The organism is Micrococcus sp. TCR-5, from assembly GCF_052220525.1.
Taxonomy (GTDB): Bacteria; Actinomycetota; Actinomycetes; order Actinomycetales; family Micrococcaceae; genus Micrococcus; species Micrococcus luteus.
This window is the reverse complement of record NZ_JBQPDO010000002.1, coordinates 60,244-86,375: the sequence shown is the minus strand read 5'-3', so window position 1 is coordinate 86,375 and position 26,132 is coordinate 60,244. Positions and strand designations below refer to the sequence as shown.

Genomic DNA, 26,132 nt, shown 5'->3' with positions numbered 1-26,132 from the left:
CAGTCTACGGAAGCACGACGCCGGCCCAGCGCGGGCCGCGGCCGGTCACGACGGCCGAGCGCAGCTCCTCGGCCTGGCCTCCGTCCTCGTCGGAGAAGTCGGTGACGATGCCGTCGTCGCCCTCCCCCGCCGGGGCCGCGGGAGCGTCCTCACCCCCGCGGGCCCGGACGATCTCGATGTCCAGCCATGAGGCGTCCGGGTCCTCGGGGAACCCGGCGAGGGACTCGGCCATGCCCCGGCCCCACTCGACGACGGTCACGGAGCGGTCCACGCTCGCGTCCAGGTCGAGGTCCGTGAGCTCCCCCGCCGAGCGCAGCCGGTACGCGTCCACGTGCACGAGGTCCGGGGTGCCCGCCGGGGCGTCGGCCGGGGCGGGGTGGACGCGGGAGAGGACGAACGTCGGCGAGACCACGCCGGAGGCCACGCCGAATCCGCTGGCCAGCCCCTGGGTGAAGGTCGTCTTGCCCGCGCCGAGGTCGCCCGTGAGGATCAGCACGTCGCCGGCGCGGAGCACCCCGGCGAGGGCGCGGCCGAACGCCCGGGTGCCGTCGGCGCCCTCGAGCGGGACCGTCGCCGTCAGCACGGGCTCGGGCAGGGTCGGGCCGGGGGCGGGGAACTCGTGGTCGCTCATGGGCGGGCCTCCTGGGTCGACGTGGGGTCCACGTGCTGACGGTCCACGCGGCCTCCGATGCGGGTCACCAGCTCGTAGTTGATCGTCCCGGCGGCCGCGGCCCACTCCTCCACCGGAATGCCGGAGGCCGGTCCGAACAGCTCGACGGCGTCGCCGGGCGCGTCCGCGGCGTCCGGGCCGAGGTCCACCACGAACTGGTCCATCGCGATGCGGCCCACCACGGGGACGGTCCGGCCGCCGACCTGGACGCGCGTGCCCTCGACGACGCGCGGGACGCCGTCGGCGTAGCCGACGGGCACGAGCCCGAGGGTGGTGGGCTCCGTCGTGACGTGGCGGAATCCGTAGGACACGCCCTGCCCGGCGGGGACGGCCTTGACGTTGGCGAGGACGGTGACGAGGGACATGGCCGGGCGCAGCCCGAGCTCGGCGGCGGTGACGTCCGCGAACGGGGAGAGCCCGTACAGGCCCAGGCCGACGCGCACCATGTCCAGGTGCGTGTCCGGCCGGGCGAGGGCGGCGGGCGTGTTGGCCAGGTGGCGCAGCAGCGGGTGGCCGAGCGTCTCGGCGGCCTCGGCGGCCATCCGTTCGAACCGCAGCAGCTGCGCCGTGGTCTCGGCGGCCCGGTCCGGCTCGTCCGCCACGCCGAGGTGGGAGAACACGCCCTCCACCCGCACGAGGCCCGCGGCCTCGAGCTCGGCGGCACGCGCGACGAAGGCGGGCCACCGCTCGGGCGTGCAGCCGTGGCGGCCCAGGCCGGTGTCCGCCTTCAGGTGCAGGACCGCGCGGGCCTCGGGTCCGGCCCCGCCGCGGGCCCGCAGCCCGCGGACGGCGGCGGCGGCGGCGTCGAGGTCCCAGCCCGAGACGCCGAGGGTCACCTCCGCCTCCACCGCGGCGGCGAAGTCCGTGGCCCCGGTGTGCAGCCACGCGAGCACGGGCAGGGGCACCCCCGCCGCGCGCAGGGCCAGGGCCTCGCGCACGTGGGCCACGCCGAGCCGGTCCGCGCCGGCGGCCGCGGCGGCGCGGGCGACGGCCACCGCGCCGTGGCCGTAGGCGTCGGCCTTGACGACGGCGGTCAGCAGCGGCCGGCTGCCGTCGGGGCGCCGGATCCGCTCCCGCAGCACGCCCACGTTGTGCCGGACGGCCGCCAGGTCGATGCGTACGGCGCGCTCCGTGTCCGCCGGGTTGACGTCGGCGAGGCTCATCGGACGGCCTCCGGCTCGGCGTCGTCCGGCCACCACAGGCGCGCGACGCGCGCGCCCAGCGCGGTCGGCAGCGTGGCCGTGGTGATCCGCCCGGCGCGGGCCTGGTCGGCCCCGGCCTGGGCGTGCAGCCAGGCGGCGGCGGCCGCGAGCCGGGCCGTGGGCGCCGGGCCGGGATCCTCCCCGGCCCGGCGCGCCCGCGAGCGCCGCGCCACGTCCGCGGCCAGGACGGCACCGATCGCCCCGGAGAGCACGTCGCCGGTGCCGCCCATCGCGAGGTCGGGCCCGCCGCCGGTCACGACCCACGCCTCGCCGTCCGGGGCGACCACGAGGGTGCGCGGGCCCTTGAGCAGGACGGTGGCCCCGTGCGCAGCGGTCCACGCCCGCAGCGCCGCGAGCGGGTCGGCGGCGTCGTCGCCGTCCGCGGGGACGCGCTCGCGCAGCCGGGACCACTCCCCGGCGTGCGGCGTCAGGACCACGGGCGTGCCGGCCGCGCGCAGCGACCGCAGCTCGGCGGCGGTGACCAGGTCCAGGGCCGAGGCGTCGGCGACCAGGGCCGCCTCCGGCCGTTCCTCGAGCGCGGCGAGGACGCCGGCCCAGCGCCGCCGCGCGTCGTGCTCGGTGTCCAGGCCGGGGCCGGCCACCCAGGCGTCCGCGCGCGACGGCTCGGGCCCCTCCGCCGAGACCAGCGCCTCGGGGTGGGCGGCGAGCACCAGGTCCCGGGTGGTCTGCGGGCCGGCGTGGTGCACCATGCCCGCGCCCGTCTGCAGCGTGCCCGCGCTCGCGAGCACGGCGGCCCCCGGGTAGCGCTCCGATCCGGCGACGACGGCCACCACGCCGCGCGTGTACTTGTGGGCCTTGGCTGCGGGGGCCGGGTGGGCGGTCCGTGCGGCGGCCTCGTCCATCACGCCCAGCCGCGCGGCCGGCGACGTCGGCAGGTGCGGTCCCAGCCCGATGTCCACCACGTGCACGGTGCCCGCGCGCGCCGCCCCCTCCCCGAGGACGAGACCGGACTTGAGGGCGCCGAACGTCACGGTCGCGTCCGCGCGGAGGGCCTCCCCCCGCACCTCGCCGGTGTCCGCGTCCACGCCGGAGGGCACGTCGCACGCCAGCACGAGCGCCTCCGCCGGCAGCGCGCGCGCCGCGGCGGGCAGCTCATACTCGCCGGTGAAGCCCGTGCCGAGCACGCCGTCCACCACGAGCGCGGCCTCGGGCGGCACCGCGTCCGCGCGGCGTCCCCCGGCCGCCTGCAGCGCAGCCCAGCCCTCGGCGTGCCAGCGCGGGGCGCCGTCGTCGTCCCGGCGGACGGGCACGGCGACCGCGGCCACGCCCCGGCGGCGCAGGAAGGCGAGGGCGAACAGCGCGTCCCCGCCGTTGTTGCCGGGGCCGACGAGGGCGGCCACGGTCGCCCCGGCCACGGGGCCGCGCTCACGCAGCAGGGCGGCGGCGTGCTCGGCCAGGGCCCAGGCGGCCGCGCGCATCAGCTCCGGGCCGCGCCCGGCCGCGAGCAGGGGCTCCTCGGCCGTGCGCACGGCCGAGCCGGTCACGGCGATGCGGGTCAGGTCATCGGCGGTCATGCGGACTCCTCCTCGGCCGCGCGGCGTTCGGCGACCACGTAGGCGGTGGCGACGTCCCCGTCATGACTGAGGGAGAGGTGCCAGTGGGTGATGCCCAGGGCCTCGGCCTGGGCCTGGACGGTGCCGGTCAGGTGCACGGTGGGGCGGCCGTCGCCGTGGCCCGGGCGCGGGATCCAGCAGTGGTGCCACATCATCCCGGGCGGGGCGCCCATGGCCTTGGCGACCGCCTCCTTGGCGGCGAAGCGCGCGGCCAGCGAGCGCAGCGGCAGGTCCCGCTCGTCCTCGGTGAACAGGCGTGCGCGCAGCGCCGGCGTGCGCTCGAGCTGCGCCCGGAACCGCGGGACGTCCACCACGTCCACCCCCACGCCGACGATCACACCGCCCCCGCCCGCCGGGCGCCCACGACGACGGCGCCGGCCTCGTCCCCGACGGGCTGCCCGCGCAGTCGCTTGGCCAGGTCGAGCGGCCACTGCAGCACGCCGGGCAGCTGCTGGTCGCAGCCCGGCGTGAGCATCGCCTTCCCGTAGGCCAGCACGCCGTAGACGCCGTGCTGCAGGCGGCCGAGCCGGTCGAAGCCGGCGTCGAACGCGTACAGGGACACACGGCCCTCCTCGGGGGTGAAGCACCGCTCCGCCAGCAGCCGCGCACGCTCCACGTGCTGGTGGAAGGTGAGCACGCCCAGGTGGTGCAGGCCGAGTTCGCGCATGCGGTCGGCCGCGTGGATGACCTCGCCCTGGGTGGTCACCGGATCGGGCGCGAAGCACTCGACGCTGACGCCTTCCAGCCGCGGGTCGCGCTCCTCCGGGCCGCCGCACAGCTTCTCGTGCCCGTCCGGCCCCAGGTACGCGGAGACGAAGAGCCGGTCGGTGACACCGGACGCGGCGAGCTCGATCGCGGCGTCGTAGACGCGGGGCTGGCTGTAGAGGACGAGGAGGGCGTCCACGCGCGGTGCGTCGTCCGGGTGCGGGTCCGTCACGGCGTGCGTGGCCCATCCCGCGCCGAAGGCCAGTCCCAGCGCCGCCAGGGTCGCCACGGTGGCGCAGAGGGCCCGCGCCCACCGCGGCAGCCCACGGCGGACGCGCCCCCGGTCGGCCTGCGCGCTCATGCGCCCTCGGGGACCTGCCGCAGCACGACGGTGGAACGGGCCTGGACCTCGAGCACGTCCCCGGCACGCACGCGGGGGTGCGAGCCGCTCGGGGCGACGTGGGACGAGGTGTCCACGACGACCTCCCACTCGGCTGGGAACGTGGGCCCGGGCAGGGTGTACGGCACGGGCTCCCACCACGCGTTCATGAGGACGTAGAAGTCCCGGTAGGGCCCCTCCCCGTCCTCGTCCCCGCGGGGGAGCGTGTGCCCGTTGAGGTAGAAGCCGAGCGACCGGGCCTCGGCGCCCCAGTCGTCCTCCGTCTTGGCGGTCGCGTCCGGCTCGAGCCACACGATGTCCGGCAGGGGCGCCTCGATGTCACGGGCCGCGGGGCGACCGTCGAAGTGGTGGCGACGGCGGAACACCGCGTGGTCACGGCGCAGCGCGATCAGGTCGCGGGTGAACGCCACGAGCGAGTCGTCCATGGCGGACCAGTCGATCCACGAGATCTCGTTGTCCTGGCAGTAGACGTTGTTGTTGCCGCCCTGGGTGCGGCCCAGCTCGTCGCCGTGGCTGATCATGGGCACGCCCTGGCTGATCAGCAGGGTGGCCAGGAAGTTGCGGCGCTGGCGGGCGCGCAGCGTCACGACCTCGGGGTCGTCGGTCTCCCCCTCGACGCCGCAGTTCCACGAGCGGTTGTGCGCGTCGCCGTCGTTGTTGTCCTCGCCGTTGGCCTCGTTGTGCTTCTCGTTGTAGGAGACGAGGTCACGCAGCGTGAAGCCGTCGTGGGCCGTGACGAAGTTCACGGACGCGCCGGGGCTGCGCCCGTCCCCCTCGTAGAGGTCCGCCGAGCCGGTCAGGCGCGTGGCGAACTCGCCGAGCGTGCCGGGCTCGCCTCGCCAGAAGTCGCGCACCGTGTCCCGGTACATGCCGTTCCACTCGGACCAGAGGCCGGGGAAGTTGCCCACCTGGTAGCCGCCCCAGCCCACGTCCCACGGCTCGGCGATGAGCTTGACGGTGCGCAGCACCGGGTCCTGGCGGACCACGTCGAAGAACCCGGAGAACATGTCGGGGCCCTGCTCCCCCTCCACCCGGGTGAGGGTGGTGGCCAGGTCGAACCGGAAGCCGTCCACGTGCATCTCGGTGACCCAGTAGCGCAGGGAGTCCATGACCAGCTGGAGGGCCTTGGGGCTGGAGAGGTCCACCGAGTTCCCCGTGCCGGTGTAGTCCATGTAGTGCCGCTCGTCACCCTCGACGAGGTGGTAGTAGCCGGCGTTGTCCAGCCCGCGCAGGCTGAGCATGGGGCCCTTGTCGTTGCCCTCGGCCGTGTGGTTGTAGACCACGTCGAGGATCACCTCGAGACCGGCGGCATGCAGGTCCTTCACCATCTGCTTGAACTCGCGGACCTGGCCGCCCACCTCCGAGGAGGAGGCGTAGGCGGCGTGCGGGGCGAAGAAGCCGAGCGTGTTGTAGCCCCAGTAGTTGCTCAGCCCCTTCTCCTGCAGGGTGGCGTCGTTGACGAACTGGTGCACGGGCATCAGCTCGACGGCGGTCACCCCGAGCTCGGTCAGGTGGCGGACCACCTCCGGGTGGGCCATGCCCGCGTAGGTGCCGCGCAGCTCCTCCGGGACGGCGGGGTGCAGCTTGGTCATGCCCTTGACGTGGGTCTCGTAGATCACCGTGTCCGTGAGCTCGACGGCGGGTGGGGCGTCATCGCCCCAGTCGAAGTCCTCGGCGACGACGACGCCGAGCATGCTCGTGCCCAGGTTGTCCGAGGTGTCGATGCGGTCCGGCTCGTCGAAGTCGTACGAGTGGTGCTGCTGGCCCCACTCGTAGTCGCCGGTGAACGCCCGCGCGTACGGGTCCACGAGGATCTTGGCCCGGTTGTGCCACAGGCCGCGGGCGGGGTCCCAGGGGCCGTGCACGCGGTAGCCGTAGCGCTGCCCGTGCCCGATGCCCGCCACGTGGGCGTGCCATGTGGTGCCGTGCCGCTCCTCGAGGGGGATGCGCGTCTCCGTGCCGTCGTCGGCGACGAGGCACAGCTCGACCGCCTCCACCTCGCGGGAGACCGCGAGGGCGAAGTTGGTGCCGGTCTCGTCCACGGTGGCCCCGAGGGGGTACGGCTGGCCGATCTCCACTGTGTGCATGACTCTCCGGGGTCTCGTCGTGCGGCCCGCCGGGTGCGGCGGGCCTCCTCGGGGAGTCTACTGGCGCGGGCGGACACCGTCCCGGGACGTCGATCCGCTCAGACGAGTCGGGCGCCCCGGGCGGCCATGTCCGCCACGGCACGGCGCGAGGCGGCGGCACCGCCGCGGACCAGGCGGTCGCGGGAGGCCGGGGCGTCTGCGGCATTGGCCACGAACGCGGTGCGCATCAGCGCCAGCTCCTTCGCGAACACCTCGTCCCAGCCCTCCTGCCAGTACGGCCGGCCGATGTAGGTGAACGCGAACGCACGCTCGCCGTCACGGGAGCACAGGGCCAGGGAGACGGAGCCGAAGCCGGCGCCGTCGTGGCCGACCAGCACCTCGCCGGCGTGCTCCGGCGCGGGGTCCGCGACCAGGAACAGGCCGTAGCCGTAGCCGGCCTGGGCGGCCGGGCCGACGGGGGTGACCATGAGGTCCACGGTCTGCTGCGAGACCAGCTCGCCCCGCATGAGGGCCTGATAGAAGCGGGTGACGTCCGCGGCGGTGGTGTTCACCGCGGCGGCGGAGGCGAAGATCGACTGATCGATGGTCTCGAGGGCCTTGGCCTCGTGCGGACGCACGGCCGCGTCCTGCATCTCCGCGCCGCGGACGAGGGTGCCGTGCTCGAGGCGGGTGCGGTGCATGCCGGCGGGGCGGAAGACGCGGTCCCGGATGAGCTCGGGCATCCGGCGGCCGGTGACGGCCTCGACCATCATCTCCACCACCACGTAGCCCGTGTTGGAGTAGCCGTAGTCGGTGCCGGGCTCGAACCACCAGTCGGCCTGCTTCGCCAGGTCGACGAGCTCACGCTGGCCGTAGGAGCGGGAGACGACGTCCGCGAGCTCGTCGAAGTCCAGCTCGAAGAGGGACTGGCCCCGCATGATCACCCAGATGGCGTCCGGCATGCCGGAGGTGTGGTTCAGGAGCATCGAGAGGGTGACGCGGCCCTCGACGTCGGGCCACAGGCCCGGGAGGACGTCGCCGATCGTGGAGTCCAGGGACAGGGTGCCGCGCTCGACCTCCTGCAGGGCGACGGTGGCGACCATGCCCTTGGTGACCGAGGCGATCCGGGCCACCGAGTTCGCCCGCGCCGGGGCGTTCGCGTGCAGGCCGCGGGTGCCGGAGGCGGTGTCGAAGCGGCCGTCCGGGCCCACCACGGAACAGACGGCGCCGACGGCGGGCCACTGCACGACGGCGTCGAGGGCGGCCTGGATCGCCCGCTCGTCCAGGCCACGGCCGGAGCGAGGGTTCGGACCCTGCGGGGCGGCGACGGCGGAGGAGGCGACTGCGGAGGGCAGCGCGAGGCCGGCGAGGCCGGCGGCCATGCCCTGGGCGAACTGGCGGCGGGTGGGGCGCATCGAGGCGTCCTTTCAGGAAGTGTGACGTAGGTCACCCAGTCGGGTGTGGTCACACTCTAGCCCGCGACGCCGCTGCGACGGGGACGAGCGCGGGCCGCAGGAGCCCGGAAGGCGGACGGCGCCCGTCCCCGGAGAGGGGGCGGGCGCCGTCGTCGCTCAGTCGGAGCGCGTCACTCGACGGTGACGGACTTGGCGAGGTTGCGCGGCTGGTCCACGTCGTAGCCCTTCGCCGTGGCGAGCTCGAGGGCGAAGATCTGCAGCGGGACCGTGGTCAGCAGCGGCATGAGCATCGGCTGGGTCTCGGGGACCTCGAAGACGACCTCGGCCTGGCCGCGCACGGCCGCGTCGCCGCGCTCGGCGACGGCGAAGGTGCGGGCGCCGCGGGCGCGGACCTCCTGGATGTTCGAGACCACCTTGGCGTGCAGCGAGTGACGGTCCAGGGGCGAGGGCATGACCACGAAGACCGGCTGGCCGTCGTCGATCAGGGCGATCGGGCCGTGCTTGAGCTCGCCCGCGGCGAAGCCCTCGGCGTGGATGTACGCGAGCTCCTTGAGCTTGAGCGCGCCCTCCATGGCCACCGGGTAGCCGACGTTGCGGCCGAGGAACAGGACGGAGGTGGCGTCGGCCATCGAGCGGGCGAGCTCCTTGACCTGGTCCTTGGCGGCGAGGATCTCCTCGATCTTGTCGGGGATCGCCCCGAGGTCCGCCAGGATGTCCTTGATCTGGCCGCTGAACAGCTTCTTGTTCAGCTGGGCCAGGTACAGGCCCAGCAGATAGGCGGCGGTGATCTGCGCCAGGAACGCCTTGGTGGAGGCGACGGCGATCTCGGGGCCGGCGTGCGTGTAGAGCACGGCGTCCGACTCGCGCGGGATCGTGGAGCCGTTGGTGTTGCAGATGGACACGGTGCGGGCGCCCTGCTCCTTGGCGTAGCGGACCGCCATGAGGGTGTCCATGGTCTCGCCGGACTGGGAGATGGACACCACGAGGGTGTGCGGGTCGATGATCGGGTCGCGGTAGCGGAACTCGTGGGAGAGCTCCACCTCCACGGGGATCCGGCACCAGTGCTCGATGGCGTACTTGGCCACCGTGCCCGCGTAGGCGGACGTGCCGCACGCCAGGACGATGATCTTGTCGACGGCCTTGAGCTCCTCGGGGTCGATCCGCAGCTCGTCCAACATCAGGGCGCCGGCGGCGTCCGTGCGGCCCAGCAGGGTGTCCTGCACGGCCTGGGGCTGGTCGTGGATCTCCTTCTCCATGAAGGTCTCGAAGCCGCCCTTCTCCGCGGCCGAGGCGTCCCAGTCCACGGTGAAGCGCTTGCCCTCGGCGGGGCCGCCCCGGAAGTCCGAGATCTCGACGGCGTCGGCCGTGATCGTCACGACCTGGTCCTGCTCGAGCTCGATGGCCTCGCGGGTGAAGTCGATGAAGCCGGAGACGTCCGAGCCCAGGAAGTTCTCCCCCTCGCCCAGGCCGACGACGAGCGGCGAGTTGCGGCGCGAGGCCACCACGCGGTCGGGGTGGTCCACGTGCACGGCCAGCAGGGTGAAGGCACCCTCGAGGCGCTGGGAGGCCAGCTGCATGGCGCGGGTCAGGTCCTGGCCGGCCGCGTGCCGGTAGACGTCGGCGAGGAGGTGGGCGGCCACCTCGGTGTCCGTCTCGGAGAGGAACTCGACGCCCTTGGCGAGCAGCTCCTCGCGCAGCTCGGCGTAGTTCTCGATGATGCCGTTGTGGATGAGCGCCAGCCGGCCCTCGTCCGCCACATGCGGGTGGGCGTTGCGGTCGGTGGGGCCGCCGTGGGTGGCCCACCGGGTGTGGCCGATCCCGACGAGGCCGGTGGGGATGGGGTGCTCGGCGAGCTCCTCGGCGAGGTTGGCGAGCTTGCCCGCCTTCTTCCGGTGGTACAGCTGACCGCCGTCCACCACGGCCACACCGGCGGAGTCGTATCCGCGGTATTCAAGACGACGCAGGCCCTCCATCAGGACGTCGAGAGCGCCGTGCTCACGATCCGACTGGGGCTGGCCGATGTATCCGACGATTCCGCACATGCGCACGAGAATACCGGGCCGGACCCGACTTCGGCGCACGGCGGGCCGGGTCACTCCGTCCGGGACGAGAACCCCGCGGGGTTGGCCTCCTGCCAGGCCCAGAGGTCCCGCACCATCGCGGTCACATCGCGTCGGGCGTGCCAGCCCACCTCGGCGCCGATCGCGTCCACGGCGGCGCACGACTCGGCGATGTCCCCGGGCCGGCGCTCGACCACGCGGTAGGGGATGCGGCCGCCCGTGACCGCCTCGAAGGCGCGCACCATCTCGAACACGGTGACGCCCTCACCCCGGCCGATGTTCCAGACCCGGGTCGTCGTACCGCCCCCGGTCGCCACCCGGGCCGCGAGCCATTCGAGCCCGGCCACGTGCGCCTCCGCGAGGTCCATCACGTGGATGAAGTCGCGCACGGCGCTGCCGTCGCGCGTGTCGAAGTCCGCGCCGAACACCCGCAGCTCGGGGTACGCGCCGGAGGCCACCCGCGCCACGAAGGGCATGAGGTTCGCCGGCACCCCGCTCGGGTCCTCGCCCAGCCGCCCGGAGGGATGCGCGCCGACCGGGTTGAAGTAGCGCAGCATCGCCAGCCCGCCGCCGTCGATCATGGCGCAGACGTCGCGCAGCACCTGCTCCGCCATGAGCTTGGAGTGCCCGTAGGGCGAGACCGGGTCTGTGGCGGCGTCCTCGGCGACCGGCACCGGCGCGCGGTCGCCGTACACGGTCGCGGAGGAGGAGAACAGGACCGTGCGGGCGCCGGCCGCGAGCGCGGCCTCGGCGACGGCGGCCGTGCCGCCCACGTTCACGTCGTAGTAGGCGGCGGGGCGGGTCATCGACTCGGTGGGCGACTTCAGCCCGGCGAAGTGCACGAGTGCGGCCGGGCCGAAGTCCGCGAGCGCCCCGCGGTAGTCCTCGGGGCGGCGGATGTCGGCCACGTGCAGGCGCAGCCGCGACCCGCCCAGACGCGTCCCGGCGAGCTCGGCGACGCGCTCGAGCGCCGTCGTCGTCGCCGTGACCAGGCTGTCCAGGACGAGGACGTCGTGGCCCGCCTCGAGCAGCGTGAGCACGGTGTGGGATCCGAGGTATCCGGCACCGCCGGTCACGAGAACGCGCATGGGCCGATCCTATCCGGGCCCTGTGACGTCACGCGGGGGCCCGCTCCGGGCGGGCCGCGGCCATAATGGATCGGGTGACCTACACCCCCCCGACCTCCGAGCTGCCCCTCGTGGGCCCCGAGGAGCCCGCGGACGCCGTGCCCGACGGCCACCAGCGCTCCCCCTTCGTGGAGCTGGACCGCCAGACCTGGGCCCGTCTCGCCTCGGAGATGGCGCAGCCCTTCGACCAGGCGGACGTGGAGCGTCTGCGCGGCCTCGGCGAGCATCTGTCCCTGCGCGAGGTTGCCGAGGTCTACCTTCCGCTCTCGCGCCTGCTGAGCATCAACGTGGAGGCCTCCGCGGCCCTGCGCAGCGCGACCAACGCGTTCCTCGGCGAGCGGACGGGGCGCACCCCGTACGTGATCGGGGTGGCCGGGTCGGTCGCCGTCGGCAAGTCGACGACGGCGCGTGTGCTCCAGGAGATGCTGCGCCGCTGGCCGACGACGCCGCGCGTCGAGCTGGTCACCACGGACGGCTTCCTGCACCCCAACGCGGTGCTGCACGAGCGCGGCATCCTGTCCCGCAAGGGCTTCCCCGAGTCCTACGACCGCCGCGCGCTGCTGCGCTTCATGGCGGACGTCAAGTCCGGGGCGCAGGAGGTGCGCGCGCCCGTGTACTCGCACATCACCTACGACATCGTGCCGGGCGAGGAACAGGTGGTGCACCGTCCCGACGTGCTGATCGTGGAGGGACTCAACGTGCTGGCCCCGCCGCGCACCCGGGCCGACGGCACCGCCGGGCTCTCCGTCTCCGACTTCTTCGACTTCTCGGTGTACGTGGACGCGCGCGCGTCCTGGATCCGGTCCTGGTACATCGACCGGTTCATGGGTCTGCGCTCGGGGGCCTTCGCCGACCCGCGCAGCTACTTCCACCGGTACTCCTCCCTGTCGGACGCCGAGGCTCAGGCGACGGCCGAGTCCATCTGGGACTCCATCAACGGCCCGAACCTCGAGCAGAACGTGCGCCCGACCCGCGGGCGCGCCCGGCTGGTGCTCACGAAGAACGCGCAACACGAGGTGACCCGCGTGCTGCTGAGGAAGGTCTGATCCATGCGTCGCACCCTCCCTCTCGCCGCGCTGGCCGCGCTCGCGCTGCTCGTGGCCGGTTGCGGCACGCCCGCCGCGGGCCCGTCCTCGGCGACGCCGGCTTCCGGCTCCGCGAGCGCGGCCGCGTCGTCCCGCGCCGCCTCGAGCACGGCGCCGTCGTCGAGCACGCACGCCGACCCGGCCGCCCTCGACGTCGTCGTGAACAAGACCCGCCCCGTGGCTCCGCCCGACTGGGCGCCCTCGGATCTGGTGGCCGTGCCCGGCAGCGAGCTGTCCCTGCGGGCGGAGGCCGCGACGGCGGCCGGTGACCTGCTGGATGCCGCCGCGGCGGCGGGCCACCGCCTCACCACCCTGAGCGCCTACCGCTCGTACGACTACCAGGTCCGGACGTACGGCCACTGGGTCGACGAGCTGGGCCGCGCCGAGGCCGACCGCGTCTCGGCGCGTCCGGGGTACTCCGAGCACCAGACCGGCCTGGCCTGGGACGTGGGCGACGCCGCGACCCCCGCGTGTGACCTGGAAGCGTGCTTCGGCGACACCGCCGCGGGCCGCTGGGTGGCCGCGCACGCCGCCGAGCACGGGTTCGTCATCCGCTACCCCGGCGGGGCCGAGGACGTGACGGGCTTCGCCCACGAGCCCTGGCACCTGCGCTATGTCGGGTCCGCGGAGGCGGCCCGGGTCGAGGCGGTCGGCGGCGTCCTCGAGACCGCATGGGGCCTGCCTCCGGCGCCGGACTACGCGGACTGAGACGCACGGCTCGCTCGACGCTGTACCGCGCCGCCTTCGTCACACGTAGGATTCTCGCCATGCTCCAGGGATTCAAAGACTTCATCATGAAGGGCAACGTCCTCGACCTCGCCGTCGCCGTCATCATCGGCGCCGCCTTCGGCAAGATCGTGAACGCGCTCGTCGAGGCGGTCCTCATGCCGCTCATCGCCGCCGCCGTGGGCTCGCCGAACTTCGACTCGTTCGCCGTGCTGACGGTCAACGGCAACGACGTGAAGTTCGGTGTGCTGCTCACCGCCATCGTCAACTTCCTGCTCATCGCCGCGGCCGTGTACTTCGCCATCGTGATGCCGATGAACAAGATGGTCGAGGCCCGCAACCGCCGCCTCGGCATCGACCCCGCCGAGGAGGAGGTGCCCGCCGACGTCGCCGTGCTCACCGAGATCCGCGACCTGCTCGCCGAGCGCCGCGGCGGCCCCACCTCCGGGACCACCGCCCTCTGATCTCCCCCTGTCCGACGCCGAAGGGCCCGGGACGACTCACGCGAGTCGCCCCGGGCCCTTCCTTCATGCCCTCGGCGGCACCGGGGCCGTGCCCTCAGGGCCGCGACGTCGTCCGGTCCGCGCTGGACCCGGCGTCCGGGGCGACCTCCGAGTCCTGCCGGTCCGGATCCAGGCACGGCAACCACTCCACGGGGGCGCTCTGCCGCGCACACACGGGCGCGTCCACGGCGAGGAACGCGGCCGACCACAGGACCGCCAGCCCCGCGAGCAGCCCCGCGAACAGGGTCCAGCGGCGGGGCCGGGGGGCCGCGTCCGACGTCATCGGTCCGGTCAGTCGTGCAGGCGCAGCTCGCGCTGCACGACGTCGGCCAGCACCTGGGCCTCCCGGCCGGCGGTCTCCTCGTCCGGGGCCTCGACCATGACGCGCACGACCGGTTCCGTGCCCGACGGGCGCAGCAGCACGCGGCCGGTCTCGCCGAGGCGGGCCTCCGCCTCGGCGACCGCCGCCTGGACGGCCTCGTCCTCGGCGGCGCGGGACTTGTCCACGCCGCGCACGTTCACGAGGACCTGGGGCAGCCGGTCCATCACCGCGGCCAGCTCGGAGAGCGGGGTGCCGGTCTCGGCGACGCGCGAGGCGAGCTGCAGGCCGGTGAGGACACCGTCACCGGTGGTGGCGTGGTCCGAGAAGATCACGTGGCCGGACTGCTCGCCGCCGAGCGAGTAGTCGCCGAGCTTCATGCCGGCCAGGACGTAGCGGTCGCCCACCTGGGTCTCGACGAGCTGGACGCCCTCCCGGCCCATGGCCAGCTTCAGGCCCAGGTTGGACATGACGGTCACGACCAGGGTGTCGTCCCGCAGGACGCCGCGGTCCTTGAGGGCCACGGCCATGACGCCCATGATCTGGTCGCCGTCGACGACCTCGCCGCGCTCGTCCACGGCGAGGCACCGGTCGGCGTCGCCGTCGTGCGCGATGCCGAGGTCCGCGCCGTGCTCGCGCACGGCCGCCTGGAGCTTCTCGAGGTGGGTGGAGCCGTAGCCGTCGTTGATGTTGAGCCCGTCCGGGGACGCGCCGATCACGACGACCTCCGCGCCGGCGGCGCGGAACGCCTCGGGCGAGCAGCCGGCGGCCGCACCGTGTGCGCAGTCCAAGACGACCTTGAGCCCGTCCAGCCGGTGCGGGAGGGTCTGCAGGAGGTGGAGGACGTAGCGGTCCTCGGCGTCCGCGAAGACGCGCACGCGGCCCACGTCCGCGCCCTGGGGCCGCCGCGGCGTCACGCCCTCGAGGTGACGGATGATCTCGTCCTCCTGCGCGTCGGTCAGCTTCTCGCCGCCGCGCGCGAGGAACTTGATGCCGTTGTCCGGGGCCGGGTTGTGGGAGGCGGAGATCATCACGCCGAAGTCGGCGTCCAGGTCCCCCACGAGATAGGCGGCGGCGGGGGTCGGCAGCACGCCCGCATCCCACACGTCCACGCCCGAGGACGCCAGGCCCGCCTGCACGGCGGCCGCGATGAACTCACCGCTGATGCGCGGGTCCCGGGCCACGACGGCGACCGGGCGTCGGCCGGCGTCGAAGGCCTCCGCGCCGAGGACGGGCGAGGCGGCCTGGGCCAGCTGGACGGACAACTCCACGGTGAGGGTCTCGTTGGCCAGGCCACGGACGCCATCGGTTCCGAACAATCTCGACATGATCAGTCAGTGTAGGGGCCGCCCCTGCGGCCTGCATCACGGGAGGGTCACGAAACGGGCCGGGGGGCGGTAGCATCGGACCGGTCGAGCCCCCGCGGCCGCGCCCGTCCGCTCACATCCGCCCGGGAGGCCCCGCCCCGAACCCGAAGGACCTCGATCCATGCCCGACGTGACCCCGCCCCCGCCCTCCCGTTCCTGGACGCGCCGCAGCGTGCTGGGCGGCACGGGCCTGGCGATCGCCGCCGGCGTGGCCGGCTGCGGGCGTGATGAGCAGGCCGAGCAGAGCTCGGAGGGCGACGAGCAGGCCACCCGCCTGCCCGCCCCGGACATCATCACCACCGCGCAGTGGGGCGCCATGCAGCCCAACTACTACCTGCAGACCCTGAACGAGCGCCCCTCCTACCTGGTGATCCACCACACCACCACTCCGAACGTCACGGACGGCTCCCGGGAGGCGGCGGAGAGCATCGCGCAGGTGATCCAGAACGCGCACATGGGCTCCGCGAACGACTGGGGCGACACCGGGCAGCACTTCACCGTCTCCCGCGGCGGCTTCGCGATGGAGGGCCGCCACGGCTCCCGGCACGCGCTCGAGGGCGGACAGACGTTCATGCTCGGCGTCCACGCGCTCGGTTTCAACGCGTATGCGCTCGGCATCGAGTGCGAGGGGCTGTACATGCTCAACCCGCCGCCGCAGAGCCTCTACGCCGGCCTGGTGCCGCTCGCCGCCTACATCTGCCAGCAGTACGAGCTGCCGCCGTCCCGCATCATCGGCCACCGCGACGTCACCGCCACCAGCTGCTGCGGCGACGCGTTCTACGCCAAGCTGCCGATCCTGCGCGAGGACGTCCGCCTCTCCCTGGCCTCGGGCGAGTACCACGTCTCGGAGGACTTCGGGGCGGACAACCTCTTCGACGACGCACACGTCACCCCGGAGTACCTGGAGGAGGAGCGCGGCTGAACCCGCACCCGCCCCCGCACACGACGGCGCCCCTCACCGGAAGATGAGGGGCGCCGTCGTGTGCGGCCCGGTCAGCGCACGCGCGGGAACGATCCGCCGAAGACCTCCCCGTACTCGGCCAGCTCGTTGGCCGGGCCGCAGACCTGCGGGGCGGGGCGGTGGACGATGCGCTCGTCCTTGTCCGGGTAGGGCAGCGTGTGCCGCACATGGCGGATGGCCTCGAGGCGGGCGCGCTTCTTGTCTTTCGACTTCACGACGGTCCACGGGGCGTCGGCCGTGTGCGTGTAGAAGAACATGGCCTCCTTCGCGTTCGTGGAGTCGTCCCACTTGTCCAGGGAGGCCAGGTCGGTGGGCGAGAGCTTCCAGCGACGCACGGGGTCGGTCTCCCGCGCGGCGAAGCGGTTGAGCTGCTCACGCTGGGACACGGAGAACCAGAACTTGATGATGTGCACGCCGGAGTTGACGAGCATGCGCTCCAGCTCAGGGGTCTCGCGCATGAACTCGAGGTGCTGGATGTAGCGCTGGAAGTACCACTGCGGGGCCTCCTCCTCCGTGGGCTTCTCCAGGGTCACGGTCCGGGCGCCGCGGGGGTTGAGGTGCTCGTTGAAGCGCTTGATGGCGCCGCCCTTGCCGGCGGCGTCGCGGCCCTCGACGATGATCAGGACCTTCTGGCCGGTCTGCTTGACCCAGAGCTGCATCTTCAGCAGCTCGATCTGCAGCTCACGCTTGTGTCGCTCGTCGCTCTTGAGGCTGAGCTTGGGCTTGTACGGGTAGCCCTCACGCCAGGCCTGCGGGTCCGGGGTGGGGTCTTCTTCTCCCCGCCGAGCTTGCGGCCGAGCTCCCGGATCTCGTCCACCTCGGCGGCGTCGTCACGGGTCACGGCGAAGGGGGCCTGCGCGGTGTGCTCCGTGCCGTGCTCGCCACGGGTGCGGGGGTCGGGCGTAGGACTCGTGTTCTCGGCCACGGCGGCTCCTGAGGGTGTCTTCGACCGGACCGCGCACCGGACGGGCGAGCGGCCCGTCATGGCGTCGTCGCCATGCGTCTTCATATTACCTCTGGGTCAGGTGCCGCCGGCCCACGGAGACCGCGGACGCCCCGCCCCGCTCGTGAGGAGCGGGACGGGGCGTCGGCGGGGGCACGGTGGGGACACCGTGCGGCGCAGGATCAGCGCTTCGAGAACTGCGAGGCCTTGCGGGCCTTCTTGAGGCCGGCCTTCTTGCGCTCGATGACGCGCGCGTCGCGGGTCAGGAAGCCGGCCTTCTTGAGCGCCGGGCGGTTGTGCTCGCGGTCGATCTCGTTGAGGGCGCGGGAGATGCCCAGGCGCAGCGCACCGGCCTGGCCGGAGGGGCCGCCGCCGTGGATGCGGGCGATCACGTCGTAGGCGCCGGTCAGCTCCAGCAGCGTGAAGGGGTCGGAGACCTCCTGCTGGTGCAGCTTGTTCGGGAAGTAGTTCTCCAGGGCGCGGCCGTTGATGGTCCACTGGCCGGAGCCGGGGACGAGGCGCACGCGGGCCACGGCCTCCTTGCGGCGGCCGACGGCGGAGCCGGGCACGGTCAGGGCCGGGCGCTCGGAGGCGGCGGGGGCCTCGGCGGTGGCGGTGGACTCAGAGGTGTAGCTCGTCAGCTCCACGTCGTCGTTCTCGTTGATGCTCATGGTTCTCCTCAGGGAAGGTCTGCGTCAGTGGCCCGCCGGGGTCACTGGGCGACCTGGCCGATCTCGAAGGTCTGGGGCTGCTGGGCGGTGTGCGGGTGCTCGGCGCCCTTGTACACCTTCAGCTTGGAGAGCTGCTGGGCGGCCAGCGAGTTCTTCGGGAGCATGCCCTTGACGGCCTTCTCCACGGCGCGGACCGGGTTGGTCTCGAGCAGCTCGGCGTAGGACTGCGACTTCAGGCCGCCCGGGTAGCCCGAGTGGCGGTAGGCGCGCTTCTTCTCGAGCTTGGCGCCGGTGAGGGCGACCTTCTCGGCGTTCACGATGATGACGTAGTCGCCCATGTCCATGTGGGGGGCGAACGTCGGCTTGTGCTTGCCGCGCAGGAGGGTGGCGGTGTGGGAGGCCAGGCGGCCGAGGACGACGTCGGTGGCATCGATGATGTGCCACTGACGGTCGGCGTCGCCAGGCTTGGGAGAGTACGTACGCACGTTGTCTGCCTTCAGGGTCGGTGGTGGTCCACAGCACCTGCCCGCCGGGTCGTGATTCCGGCGCGCTCGCGCTGTCAGTTCTCCGTGCGCGCCGGTCCCCCAGGTGAGGGCTGGAAGGCGTCCGGGCCCGATGCCCCGGGGGTGCGGCGCGAGCTGAAGGCCATGCAACTGAGCCACTCGCGGCACGACGCATCCGGGTGCGGGCATGCGCAACGTCCACCCATCCTACCGAACGCGGGCCCCGGAGCCAAAAGCCGCCACCGCGGGCCACCCGGCTCACAGGGTCCGCTTCGCCCGGGTGTCCTCGGCGCGCCGGCGCAGCTCCTTCTCCTCGTCGGGATAGCCGACGGCGTGCAGCGTCAGCCCCCCGGGCGGGGCGAGGCGCACCTCGGAGTCGCGGGCCGGCCTCGCCACCCGGTGCGCGAGCCAACCGGGCTCGCGTGCCCCCTCCCCCACCTGGAGCAGCGCCCCGACGATCGCCCGGACCATGTTGTGGCAGAACGCGTCGGCCCGGATCCGGACGCGCACGACGCCGTCCTCATCGCGTCGCACCTCCAGGTGCTGGACCTCGCGGATGGTCGTGGCACCCGCGCGGGGCCGGCAGAAGGACAGGAAGTCGTGCAGTCCGAGGACGGCGTCGGCCTCCAGCGCCATGAGGCGATCGTCCAGGGCGGCGCCGTGCCAGTGGGTGAAGCCCCGCGTGCGCGGATCACGCGCGGCGGGTGCGTCGTCGATCCGGTACTCGTACTCGCGCCACAGCGCGCTGAACCGCGCGTCGAAGCCCCCGGGGGCCCGCCGCGCCCCGTGCACGACGACGGCCCCGCCCCACCCGGAGAGCACCCCGCCGAGGCGTCGGGTGAGGGAGGTGGCCGGCTCCAGGCCGGGCCGGCCGCGGGTCAGGCCCGCCCACTCCGCCTCGGTCAGGTCGAGGTGGACGACCTGGCCGCGCGCGTGCACCCCCGCGTCGGTGCGTCCGGCGACCACCGTGCGCACGGGCCGGCGCAGGATCCGATCGAGCCCGTCCTCCAGCGCACCCTGGACCGAGTCGAGACCGGGCTGGCGGGCCCAGCCGTGGAAGGCGCCGCCGTCGTAGGCCAGGTCCAGGCGGACGCGCACGGACGCGGGATCCCCGGGCGCCGGCGGGGCGTCCGGGCGGTGCTGCTCGCTCATGCTGCTCCTCTCAGCGGGGCGGGACCGGGACGGCAGAGGGCCGCCCACCGAGTGGTGGGCGGCCCTTCGCCGATGCGTCGTCACGGGGACGGACGCGGACTCAGGCGATGGCGTCAGGCCATCTTCTGGGCGGCCTCGCCACCGGCGGGCTCGAAGCCCGCGGCCTTGGCCTCCTCGACGGTGGAGAACCAGACCTCGGCGGTGGTCTGGTCATACCAGCGCGAGCCGGGGACGTGGTACTTCTTCGAGCTGGCGTTGCCCTTGATGGTGGCCTCGGCCGGAGCCGAGCCGTCCTCGGTGGTGGGCACGGCGCCGTCGATCTCGGCGGCGGCCTCCTGCGACTCGGCCACGGTGACCTCCTCGGTGGCGGCCGGGTCGACGGCCTCCACCGGGGTGGACTCGGCCGGGGCGGCCGGCGCGGACGCAGCGGCCTGCTCGGCCTCACGCACCACGGCCTGCTTGCCGGAGATCGGGTCCATGATCAGCTCGATCACGGCCATGGGCGCGTTGTCGCCCTGGCGGTTGCCGATCTTGGTGATGCGGGTGTAGCCGCCGTTGCGCTCGGCCATCGCGGGGCCGATCACGGTGAACAGCTCGTGCACGACCGCCTTGTTGGTGCGGTTCTTGGCGGCGATGAGACCCTGCACCTTGCGGCGGGCCGGCAGATCACCCTTCTTGGCGAAGGTGATCAGGCGCTCGGCGTACGGGCGCAGGCGCTTGGCGCGGGTGAGCGTCGTGGTGATCGACTTGTGCTCGAACAGCTGGGCGGACATGTTCGCCAGCATGATGCGCTCGTGGGCCGGGCTGCCGCCCAGACGCGGACCCTTGGTGGGGGTAGGCATGGTGTTTCTCCTCGGGTGGGACCCTTCAGCCGGCTGCGGCGTCGGGTCGAAGATGTCAGGTGGTGCGGAATCGGCTCAGTAGTCCGAGAACGGGTCGTCGTCCATCTGGCGCGCGTGCGCCTGCGGGTCGTAGCCGGCCGGCGAGTCCTTGAGGGACAGGCCCAGCTCCTGGAGCTTCTCCTTGACCTCGTCGATGGACTTCGCGCCGAAGTTGCGGATGTCCATCAGGTCGGCCTCGGACCGGCCCACGAGCTCGCCCACGGTGTGGATACCCTCGCGCTTGAGGCAGTTGTACGAGCGCACGGTGAGCTCGAGGTCCTCGATCGGCTGGGCCAGGTCGGCGGAGCCCTCGACGACCTCGGGCTCGTCGCCCAGGTCGATGCCCTCGGCCTCGACGTTGAGCGAGCGGGCCAGGCCGAACAGCTCGACCAGGGTGGAGCCGGCAGAGGCCACCGCGTCACGCGGCAGCATGTTCTCCTTGGTCTCCACGTCCAGGATCAGACGGTCGAAGTCGGTGCGCTGCTCCACACGGGTGGCCTCGACCTTGAAGGTCACCTTGAGGACCGGGGAGTAGATGGAGTCGACCGGGATGCGGCCGATCTCCGCATCCGCGGACTTGTTCTGGGCGGCGGTCACGTAGCCGCGACCGCGTTCGATGGTCAGCTCCATGTCGAACTTGCCCTTCGCGTTCAGGGTCGCGATGTGCAGGTCCGGGTTGTGGATCTCGACGCCGGCCGGCGCGGTGATGTCCGCGGCGGTGACGACGCCGGCCCCCTGCTTGCGCAGGTAGGCCACCACGGGCTCGTCGTTCTCCGAGGAGACGGAGAGCTTCTTGATGTTGAGGATGATCTCGGTGACATCCTCCTTGACTCCGTTGACGGTGCTGAACTCGTGCAACACGCCGTCCACGCGGATGCTGGTCACGGCAGCACCGGGGATCGACGAGAGCAGAGTGCGGCGCAGGGAGTTGCCGAGGGTGTAGCCGAAGCCGGGCTCCAGGGGCTCGATGACGAACCGGGAACGATGGTCGGAGACGACCTCTTCGGTCAGCGTGGGGCGCTGTGCAATGAGCACGGACATTTCCTTTCGGCGAGCGTCCGCCATATGACGCACGCGGTGGGTGGAAACGAGGACGGGGTGGGGGCAGGTCCGCAGACCTGTCCGCGCCCGCCCCGGGCGGGGACGGACGCGGACACAGCGCTCAGGTCAGACGCGGCGGCGCTTCGCCGGGCGAGCGCCGTTGTGGGCCATGGGGGTGACGTCCTGGATGGACCCCACCTCGAGGCCGGCGGCCTGCAGGGAGCGGATGGCGGTCTCGCGGCCCGAGCCCGGACCCTTCACGAAGACGTCCACCTTCTTCATGCCGTGCTCCTGCGCACGCTTGGCGGCCTGCTCGGCGGCCATCTGCGCGGCGTACGGGGTCGACTTGCGCGACCCCTTGAAGCCGACCTCGCCGGACGAGGCCCAGGAGATGACGGCACCCGTGGTGTCCGTGATGGACACGATGGTGTTGTTGAACGTGCTCTTGATGTGGGCCTGGCCCACGGTGATGTTCTTGTTGGCCTTGCGACGCGGCTTGCGGGCAGCCGATGCGCGAGTCTTGGGGGGCATGTGATTCTCCTCCGGGAAAGCTGCTGGTGCTGATGCTGCGGGCGGGGCGTCCGGACGTGGACGCGGTCACCGCCGGTGCAGGATCACTTCTTCTTGCCGGCGACCGTCTTCTTGGGGCCCTTGCGGGTACGGGCGTTGGTCTTCGTGCGCTGGCCGCGCACCGGCAGGCCGCGGCGGTGGCGCAGGCCCTCGTAGGAGCCGATCTCCACCTTGCGACGGATGTCGGCGGCCACCTCGCGGCGGAGGTCGCCCTCCACCTTGTAGCTGCCCTCGATGTGGTCGCGCAGCTGCACCAGCTGCTCGTCGGAGAGGTCCTTCACGCGGATGTTCGGGTCGATGCCCGTGGCGGCGAGGGTCTCCTCAGCGCGGGTCTTGCCCACACCGTAGATGTACGTGAGTGCGATGATCACGCGCTTCTCGCGCGGAATGTCAACGCCTGCAAGACGAGCCATGTGGCCGTCCTCCTGTTCTTCTGCAGCAGGGGTCTGCACCAGGGACGTCCCGTACGACGCGGCACTGGGCCTCGCGGACCCGTCGTCGCGGCGCCGGGGAAGATCCGGCGTGCTCCGCGGCGGGCGTCCGCCGTCGTCGGTCTCCGGCCCCTGCGGCCGGAGGTGGGGGCCCTCCCCTCACGGGGTGGACCGCTGTCCCTGCTGTTCGGCCCGATGGCCGGTGGGTGGTGTGGTCAACGCGACGGCGTCGCTCCCCGGGCTCCCGGGGAGGCGATCAGCCCTGGCGCTGCTTGTGGCGCGGGTTCGAGCAGATCACCAGCACGCGGCCCTTACGGCGCACGACCTGGCACTTGTCACAAATCCGCTTCACGCTCGGCTGAACCTTCACGGCTCTTCCTCCTGCGCTCGCTTGGACGGGGGTTCTTACTTGTATCGGTACACGATCCGACCCCGGTTGAGGTCGTACGGGCTAAGCTCCACCACGACGCGATCCTCGGGGAGGATGCGGATGTAGTGCTGACGCATCTTTCCGGAGATCGTGGCGAGCACGACGTGCTCGTTCTGCAGACGGACCCGGAACATCGCGTTCGGCAATGCCTCCGACACCGTGCCCTCGACCTCGATGACACCTTCCTTCTTAGCCATGTCCTCCACAATCGTCATGCCCCGGGCACGGCCGCGAAGGGCCGGATGACGGGGCGGGAACGGGTCTGCTCGCGGGCGCACACGAGTGCGCGCACACGAACAACGTTCGATGATACCGCATTCTCGGTCTGAGAACCAGCACGGACGACGACGGCCGCCCGGCCCGCCGGACGGGAGGGACGGACGGCCGACAGCTCGGGCCCCTCACTCCCCCGGCGGGACCGGGACCACGCCGAACCGGGCGAGCTCGGAGGCGCCGCCGTCGGGCGCGGTGAGCACCCACACGCCGCCGTCGTGCCGGCAGACCGAGTGCTCCCACTGGCTGGCACGGGCGCCGTCGAGGGTCACCACGGTCCAGTCGTCCGCGAGCACCTTCGTGTCGATGGAGCCGCGCACCAGCATCGGCTCGATGGCCAGCGCCAGACCGGGGCGGATCTTGGGCCCCCGGTGGCCGGTGCGGTAGTTGAACACGTCCGGCGGCAGGTGCATGGCCGAGCCGATGCCGTGCCCCACGTACTCCTCGAGGATGCCGAGCTCCTCGCCCGGCTGCGCGGAGACGAAGTCGTCGATGGCGTCCCCGATGTCCCCGACGTGGGTGGCGGAGGCGAAGGCCGCGATGCCGACCCAGAGTGCCTCCCGCGTGATCGCCGAGAGGCGCTCGTCAGCCGGGTCCGCGGTGCCGGCCGCGGAGGAGCCCAGGATCACCGTGCGGGCCGAGTCGGCGTGCCAGCCGTCCACGATCGCGCCCCCGTCGACCTTCAGCACGTCGCCGGTCTGCAGGACCCGGTCCCCGGGGATGCCGTGCACGACCTCGTCGTTGACCGAGGTGCAGATCGAGGCCGGGAAGTCGTAGTAGCCCAGGAAGTTGGAGGTCGCACCGCGTTCGGCCAGCACACCCGCGAACACGGCGTCCAGCTCCGCGGTGGTGACGCCCGGCGCGGCCGCGGCCAGCGTGGCGTCCAGGGCCTCGGACAGGACCACCCCCGCGCGCTGCATGGCCTGCAGCTGGGGGGCGGTCTTGAGCTCGAGCGAGCGGCGACCGATCACGGGGTCAGGACTCCGTGCCCGACTGGACCACGGGCAGGGAGCCCGTGGCGGAGCGCACGGAGTACACGGCCTGCAGCAGGCGCTCGGTGACGTCGTCGATCTGCCCGGTGCCGTCCACGCGGGCGACGATGCCGCGCTCCACGTACTCCTGGATGACGGACTCGGTCTCGCGGTGGTACAGGTCCAGGCGGTGCTCGATGACCTCCTGGGTGTCGTCCGCGCGGCCCTCGATCTCGGCACGCTTGAGCAGACGCTCCACGAGCTCCTCGTCGGGCACCTCCAGCTCGACGACGGCGGACAGCGACTGGCCGGACTCGGCGAGCATGGCGTCCAGCGCCTCGACCTGGCCCTTCGTGCGCGGGTAGCCGTCCAGCAGGAAGCCGTGCTCCGCGTCGGCCTGGGCGATGCGGTCCGCGACCATGCGGTTCGTGACCTCATCGGGGACGAAGTCGCCGTTGTCGATGTACTTCTTGGCCTCGACGCCGAGCGGCGTCATCGACTTCACGTTGTGGCGGAAGATGTCACCGGTGGAGATCGGGACGATCCCCATCTTGTCGGCGATCCGGGTGGCCTGGGTGCCCTTGCCGGAACCGGGAGGGCCCATGAGCAGCATGCGGGTCATCGTGTGTTCCTCACTGTCGATACGGACGGCGTTGCGGGATCGGGTCGGGGCTCAGCGCAGCAGGCCCTCGTAGTGGCGCTGCTCCATCTGTGCGCTGACCTGCTTCACGGTCTGGAGGCCGACGCCCACCATGATGAGGATGGACGTGCCGCCGAGCGGGAAGTTCTGGCTGGTGCCGATCACCGCGAAGGCGATCAGCGGGATCATGGCCACGATACCGAGGTAGAGGGCGCCCACGAGCGTGATGCGGCTGATGACGTACTGCAGGTAACGCTCGGTGGGCCGGCCGGCGCGGACGCCGGGGATGAAGCCGCCGTAGCGCTTCATGTTGTCCGAGATCTCCACCGGGTTGAACGTGATGGACACGTAGAAGTACGTGAAGCCGATGATGAGCAGGAAGTACAGGGCCATGTACACCGGGTGGTCGCCGGGGCCGAAGTACCGGCTCAGCCACGTGATCCACGGGGCCGGCGCACTGCCGTCCTGCGGCGTGTTGAACTGGATGAGGATGCTCGGGAGCATCAGCACGGAGGAGGCGAAGATGACCGGGATGACGTTGGCCATGTTCACCTTGACCGGGATGTAGGTGCTCGACCCGCCCACGGTCCGCGAGCCGATCTGCCGCTTGGCGTACTGGACCGGGATCCGGCGCTGCGACTCCTCCACGAAGACGATGGCCAGCATGGTGAGCAGGCCGATCCCCATGACGATCGCGAACACGCGCCAGCCCTGCGTCTGGACCACCTGGCCGAGGCCGGCCGGGAAGCCCGCCGCGATGGAGGTGAAGATCAGCAGGGACATGCCGTTGCCCACGCCGTTCTCGGTGATCCGCTCGCCGAACCACATGACGATGAGACAGCCGGTGGTCAGGGCGATGACCACGAGCAGCACCGTGAGGATGGAGCCGTCGCGCAGCAGCGGCAGGCTGCATCCGAGCAGGGCCCCGGTGCGGGCCAGCGAGGCCATCGTGGTCGCCTGCAGCAGGGCGAGGGCGAGGGTCAGGTAGCGGGTGTACTGCGTCAGCGTCGCCTGGCCCTGCGGGCCCTCCTGGTGGAGCTGCTCGAAGCGCGGGATCACCACGCGCAGCAGCTGCACGATGATCGACGCCGTGATGTAGGGCATGATGCCGAGCGCGAAGACGGACACCTGCAGGAGCGCCCCGCCCGAGAACATGTTCACGAAGGAGTACAGGCCGCCCTGGGCGTTGCCCGCCGCGAGACACTGCTGCACCGCCGGGTAGTCCACCCCGGGGGCCGGTACGAAGGCGCCCATCCGGTAGACGGCGATGAGCGCGAGCGTGAAGGCGATCTTCCGCAACAGGTCAGGCGTCCGGACGATCCGGGCGATGGCCTTGAGCACGAGTCCTCCTGCGGTGGTCCTGTGGGGCGCGCGCCGGCCGCGGGGCGGGGCACGAGACGGCGGCCACACCGGGGCGGCCGCTGTGCGAGTCTACACGGACGGACC

The 26,132-nt window shown here is 72.6% G+C and carries 27 protein-coding genes and 1 pseudogene; 4 read left to right on the top strand and 24 right to left on the bottom strand.

Annotated features, from left to right (window positions below; translation table 11 throughout):
- Positions 1-4: 4 nt before the first annotated feature.
- From tsaE to galE, 9 genes are all read right to left on the bottom strand, one after another.
- Complete coding sequence (tsaE, locus tag ACTSKS_RS02165; protein ID WP_144825604.1) at positions 5-631, bottom strand: tRNA (adenosine(37)-N6)-threonylcarbamoyltransferase complex ATPase subunit type 1 TsaE; 627 nt, start codon at positions 629-631, stop codon at positions 5-7.
- Entirely contained in the window at positions 628-1,833 is a 1,206-nt protein-coding gene (gene alr, locus ACTSKS_RS02160) for an alanine racemase (RefSeq protein WP_159228148.1), read from the bottom strand. Before alr ends, tsaE begins: the two co-directional genes overlap by 4 nt.
- Entirely contained in the window at positions 1,830-3,407 is a 1,578-nt protein-coding gene (locus ACTSKS_RS02155) for an NAD(P)H-hydrate dehydratase (RefSeq protein ID WP_159228149.1), read from the bottom strand. Before ACTSKS_RS02155 ends, alr begins: the two co-directional genes overlap by 4 nt.
- Positions 3,404-3,784: a holo-ACP synthase gene (locus tag ACTSKS_RS02150; RefSeq protein WP_442927240.1), complete on the bottom strand. Its 381-nt coding sequence runs from the start codon at positions 3,782-3,784 to the stop codon at positions 3,404-3,406. Before ACTSKS_RS02150 ends, ACTSKS_RS02155 begins: the two co-directional genes overlap by 4 nt.
- Positions 3,781-4,512 (bottom strand): hypothetical protein, encoded by a 732-nt coding sequence (locus tag ACTSKS_RS02145; RefSeq protein ID WP_159228150.1) that lies wholly within the window; start codon positions 4,510-4,512, stop codon positions 3,781-3,783. The genes ACTSKS_RS02150 and ACTSKS_RS02145 overlap by 4 nt, the downstream gene beginning before the upstream one ends.
- Positions 4,509-6,638, bottom strand: a complete 2,130-nt coding sequence (gene glgX / locus ACTSKS_RS02140) for a glycogen debranching protein GlgX (RefSeq protein WP_159228151.1) — start codon at positions 6,636-6,638, stop codon at positions 4,509-4,511. Before glgX ends, ACTSKS_RS02145 begins: the two co-directional genes overlap by 4 nt.
- 98 nt (positions 6,639-6,736) lie before the next feature.
- Positions 6,737-8,032, bottom strand: a complete 1,296-nt coding sequence (locus tag ACTSKS_RS02135) for a serine hydrolase domain-containing protein (protein WP_159228152.1) — start codon at positions 8,030-8,032, stop codon at positions 6,737-6,739.
- A gap of 170 nt (positions 8,033-8,202) precedes the next feature.
- Positions 8,203-10,074: a glutamine--fructose-6-phosphate transaminase (isomerizing) gene (gene glmS, locus ACTSKS_RS02130; protein WP_063190073.1), complete on the bottom strand. Its 1,872-nt coding sequence runs from the start codon at positions 10,072-10,074 to the stop codon at positions 8,203-8,205.
- A 50-nt stretch (positions 10,075-10,124) separates the two neighbouring features.
- Positions 10,125-11,180, bottom strand: a complete 1,056-nt coding sequence (gene galE / locus ACTSKS_RS02125) for a UDP-glucose 4-epimerase GalE (protein ID WP_144825608.1) — start codon at positions 11,178-11,180, stop codon at positions 10,125-10,127.
- A gap of 74 nt (positions 11,181-11,254) precedes the next feature.
- Between galE and coaA the strand changes: the two genes are divergently transcribed.
- The 3 genes from coaA to mscL are packed head-to-tail and all read left to right on the top strand — an operon-like array spanning position 11,255 to position 13,494.
- Positions 11,255-12,265 (top strand): type I pantothenate kinase, encoded by a 1,011-nt coding sequence (gene coaA, locus ACTSKS_RS02120; protein ID WP_036383009.1) that lies wholly within the window; start codon positions 11,255-11,257, stop codon positions 12,263-12,265.
- A 3-nt stretch (positions 12,266-12,268) separates the two neighbouring features.
- Positions 12,269-13,012, top strand: coding sequence for a M15 family metallopeptidase (locus tag ACTSKS_RS02115; RefSeq protein ID WP_186313104.1), 744 nt, complete (start codon positions 12,269-12,271; stop codon positions 13,010-13,012).
- A 59-nt stretch (positions 13,013-13,071) separates the two neighbouring features.
- The gene (gene mscL, locus ACTSKS_RS02110) at positions 13,072-13,494 is read left to right on the top strand and encodes a large conductance mechanosensitive channel protein MscL (RefSeq protein ID WP_063190071.1); all 423 of its coding nucleotides are present in this window, start codon (positions 13,072-13,074) and stop codon (positions 13,492-13,494) included.
- A gap of 94 nt (positions 13,495-13,588) precedes the next feature.
- Here mscL and ACTSKS_RS02105 read toward each other — a convergent pair whose 3' ends face one another.
- Together ACTSKS_RS02105 and glmM are read right to left on the bottom strand one after the other, a co-directional pair.
- Entirely contained in the window at positions 13,589-13,816 is a 228-nt protein-coding gene (locus ACTSKS_RS02105) for a hypothetical protein (RefSeq protein ID WP_010080407.1), read from the bottom strand.
- Between the two features lie 8 nt (positions 13,817-13,824).
- A complete protein-coding gene (gene glmM, locus ACTSKS_RS02100) occupies positions 13,825-15,180 on the bottom strand; it encodes a phosphoglucosamine mutase (protein WP_029248315.1) in 1,356 nt (451 codons plus the stop codon).
- Positions 15,181-15,340: 160 nt separating this feature from the next.
- On the opposite strand from glmM, the gene ACTSKS_RS02095 reads away from it, so the two are divergent.
- Positions 15,341-16,141, top strand: coding sequence for a peptidoglycan recognition protein family protein (locus tag ACTSKS_RS02095; protein ID WP_063190069.1), 801 nt, complete (start codon positions 15,341-15,343; stop codon positions 16,139-16,141).
- Positions 16,142-16,212: 71 nt separating this feature from the next.
- Here the strand turns inward: ACTSKS_RS02095 and ACTSKS_RS02090 are convergent.
- The 13 genes and pseudogenes from ACTSKS_RS02090 to secY all read right to left on the bottom strand — a co-directional run bounded on the left by ACTSKS_RS02090 (position 16,213) and on the right by secY (position 26,027).
- Positions 16,213-17,165 (bottom strand): annotated as a pseudogene (locus ACTSKS_RS02090) (polyphosphate kinase 2).
- Between the two features lie 140 nt (positions 17,166-17,305).
- Positions 17,306-17,794: a 30S ribosomal protein S9 gene (gene rpsI, locus ACTSKS_RS02085; RefSeq protein WP_036381561.1), complete on the bottom strand. Its 489-nt coding sequence runs from the start codon at positions 17,792-17,794 to the stop codon at positions 17,306-17,308.
- Between the two features lie 41 nt (positions 17,795-17,835).
- Positions 17,836-18,279 (bottom strand): 50S ribosomal protein L13, encoded by a 444-nt coding sequence (gene rplM, locus ACTSKS_RS02080; protein ID WP_002857519.1) that lies wholly within the window; start codon positions 18,277-18,279, stop codon positions 17,836-17,838.
- Positions 18,280-18,555: 276 nt separating this feature from the next.
- Complete coding sequence (locus ACTSKS_RS02075; protein ID WP_237068998.1) at positions 18,556-19,449, bottom strand: tRNA pseudouridine synthase A; 894 nt, start codon at positions 19,447-19,449, stop codon at positions 18,556-18,558.
- Between the two features lie 113 nt (positions 19,450-19,562).
- The gene (gene rplQ / locus ACTSKS_RS02070; RefSeq protein ID WP_206451397.1) at positions 19,563-20,291 is read right to left on the bottom strand and encodes a 50S ribosomal protein L17, sunset domain variant; all 729 of its coding nucleotides are present in this window, start codon (positions 20,289-20,291) and stop codon (positions 19,563-19,565) included.
- Positions 20,292-20,366: 75 nt separating this feature from the next.
- Positions 20,367-21,365, bottom strand: a complete 999-nt coding sequence (locus tag ACTSKS_RS02065; RefSeq protein WP_159833409.1) for a DNA-directed RNA polymerase subunit alpha — start codon at positions 21,363-21,365, stop codon at positions 20,367-20,369.
- A 132-nt stretch (positions 21,366-21,497) separates the two neighbouring features.
- A complete protein-coding gene (gene rpsK / locus ACTSKS_RS02060) occupies positions 21,498-21,902 on the bottom strand; it encodes a 30S ribosomal protein S11 (RefSeq protein WP_002857513.1) in 405 nt (134 codons plus the stop codon).
- An 83-nt stretch (positions 21,903-21,985) separates the two neighbouring features.
- Positions 21,986-22,354 (bottom strand): 30S ribosomal protein S13, encoded by a 369-nt coding sequence (gene rpsM, locus ACTSKS_RS02055; protein ID WP_017487821.1) that lies wholly within the window; start codon positions 22,352-22,354, stop codon positions 21,986-21,988.
- A 274-nt stretch (positions 22,355-22,628) separates the two neighbouring features.
- Positions 22,629-22,742: a 50S ribosomal protein L36 gene (rpmJ, locus tag ACTSKS_RS02050; RefSeq protein WP_002857509.1), complete on the bottom strand. Its 114-nt coding sequence runs from the start codon at positions 22,740-22,742 to the stop codon at positions 22,629-22,631.
- 35 nt (positions 22,743-22,777) lie between these two features.
- Positions 22,778-22,999 (bottom strand): translation initiation factor IF-1, encoded by a 222-nt coding sequence (gene infA / locus ACTSKS_RS02045; RefSeq protein WP_010080397.1) that lies wholly within the window; start codon positions 22,997-22,999, stop codon positions 22,778-22,780.
- 204 nt (positions 23,000-23,203) lie between these two features.
- Positions 23,204-24,046, bottom strand: a complete 843-nt coding sequence (gene map / locus ACTSKS_RS02040; RefSeq protein WP_036381552.1) for a type I methionyl aminopeptidase — start codon at positions 24,044-24,046, stop codon at positions 23,204-23,206.
- Positions 24,047-24,050: 4 nt separating this feature from the next.
- Positions 24,051-24,668 (bottom strand): adenylate kinase, encoded by a 618-nt coding sequence (locus ACTSKS_RS02035; RefSeq protein ID WP_442927239.1) that lies wholly within the window; start codon positions 24,666-24,668, stop codon positions 24,051-24,053.
- Positions 24,669-24,719: 51 nt separating this feature from the next.
- Entirely contained in the window at positions 24,720-26,027 is a 1,308-nt protein-coding gene (secY, locus tag ACTSKS_RS02030) for a preprotein translocase subunit SecY (protein ID WP_036317778.1), read from the bottom strand.
- Between the last annotated feature and the right edge of the window lie 105 nt (positions 26,028-26,132).

What these genes read in the sequence shown, in the direction of transcription:
- tsaE (WP_144825604.1), bottom strand. Translation starts at nt 631, where the DNA reads ATGAGCGACCACGAGTTCCCCGCCCCCGGCCCGACCCTGCCCGAGCCC.
- alr (WP_159228148.1), bottom strand. Translation starts at nt 1,833, where the DNA reads ATGAGCCTCGCCGACGTCAACCCGGCGGACACGGAGCGCGCCGTACGC.
- ACTSKS_RS02155 (WP_159228149.1), bottom strand. Translation starts at nt 3,407, where the DNA reads ATGACCGCCGATGACCTGACCCGCATCGCCGTGACCGGCTCGGCCGTG.
- ACTSKS_RS02145 (WP_159228150.1), bottom strand. Translation starts at nt 4,512, where the DNA reads ATGAGCGCGCAGGCCGACCGGGGGCGCGTCCGCCGTGGGCTGCCGCGG.
- glgX (WP_159228151.1), bottom strand. Translation starts at nt 6,638, where the DNA reads ATGCACACAGTGGAGATCGGCCAGCCGTACCCCCTCGGGGCCACCGTG.
- ACTSKS_RS02135 (WP_159228152.1), bottom strand. Translation starts at nt 8,032, where the DNA reads ATGCGCCCCACCCGCCGCCAGTTCGCCCAGGGCATGGCCGCCGGCCTC.
- glmS (WP_063190073.1), bottom strand. Translation starts at nt 10,074, where the DNA reads ATGTGCGGAATCGTCGGATACATCGGCCAGCCCCAGTCGGATCGTGAG.
- galE (WP_144825608.1), bottom strand. Translation starts at nt 11,180, where the DNA reads ATGCGCGTTCTCGTGACCGGCGGTGCCGGATACCTCGGATCCCACACC.
- ACTSKS_RS02115 (WP_186313104.1), top strand. Translation starts at nt 12,269, where the DNA reads ATGCGTCGCACCCTCCCTCTCGCCGCGCTGGCCGCGCTCGCGCTGCTC.
- mscL (WP_063190071.1), top strand. Translation starts at nt 13,072, where the DNA reads ATGCTCCAGGGATTCAAAGACTTCATCATGAAGGGCAACGTCCTCGAC.
- ACTSKS_RS02105 (WP_010080407.1), bottom strand. Translation starts at nt 13,816, where the DNA reads ATGACGTCGGACGCGGCCCCCCGGCCCCGCCGCTGGACCCTGTTCGCG.
- glmM (WP_029248315.1), bottom strand. Translation starts at nt 15,180, where the DNA reads ATGTCGAGATTGTTCGGAACCGATGGCGTCCGTGGCCTGGCCAACGAG.
- ACTSKS_RS02095 (WP_063190069.1), top strand. Translation starts at nt 15,341, where the DNA reads ATGCCCGACGTGACCCCGCCCCCGCCCTCCCGTTCCTGGACGCGCCGC.
- rpsI (WP_036381561.1), bottom strand. Translation starts at nt 17,794, where the DNA reads ATGAGCATCAACGAGAACGACGACGTGGAGCTGACGAGCTACACCTCT.
- ACTSKS_RS02075 (WP_237068998.1), bottom strand. Translation starts at nt 19,449, where the DNA reads ATGAGCGAGCAGCACCGCCCGGACGCCCCGCCGGCGCCCGGGGATCCC.
- rplQ (WP_206451397.1), bottom strand. Translation starts at nt 20,291, where the DNA reads ATGCCTACCCCCACCAAGGGTCCGCGTCTGGGCGGCAGCCCGGCCCAC.
- rpsK (WP_002857513.1), bottom strand. Translation starts at nt 21,902, where the DNA reads ATGCCCCCCAAGACTCGCGCATCGGCTGCCCGCAAGCCGCGTCGCAAG.
- rpsM (WP_017487821.1), bottom strand. Translation starts at nt 22,354, where the DNA reads ATGGCTCGTCTTGCAGGCGTTGACATTCCGCGCGAGAAGCGCGTGATC.
- infA (WP_010080397.1), bottom strand. Translation starts at nt 22,999, where the DNA reads ATGGCTAAGAAGGAAGGTGTCATCGAGGTCGAGGGCACGGTGTCGGAG.
- ACTSKS_RS02035 (WP_442927239.1), bottom strand. Translation starts at nt 24,668, where the DNA reads ATGACCCGCATGCTGCTCATGGGCCCTCCCGGTTCCGGCAAGGGCACC.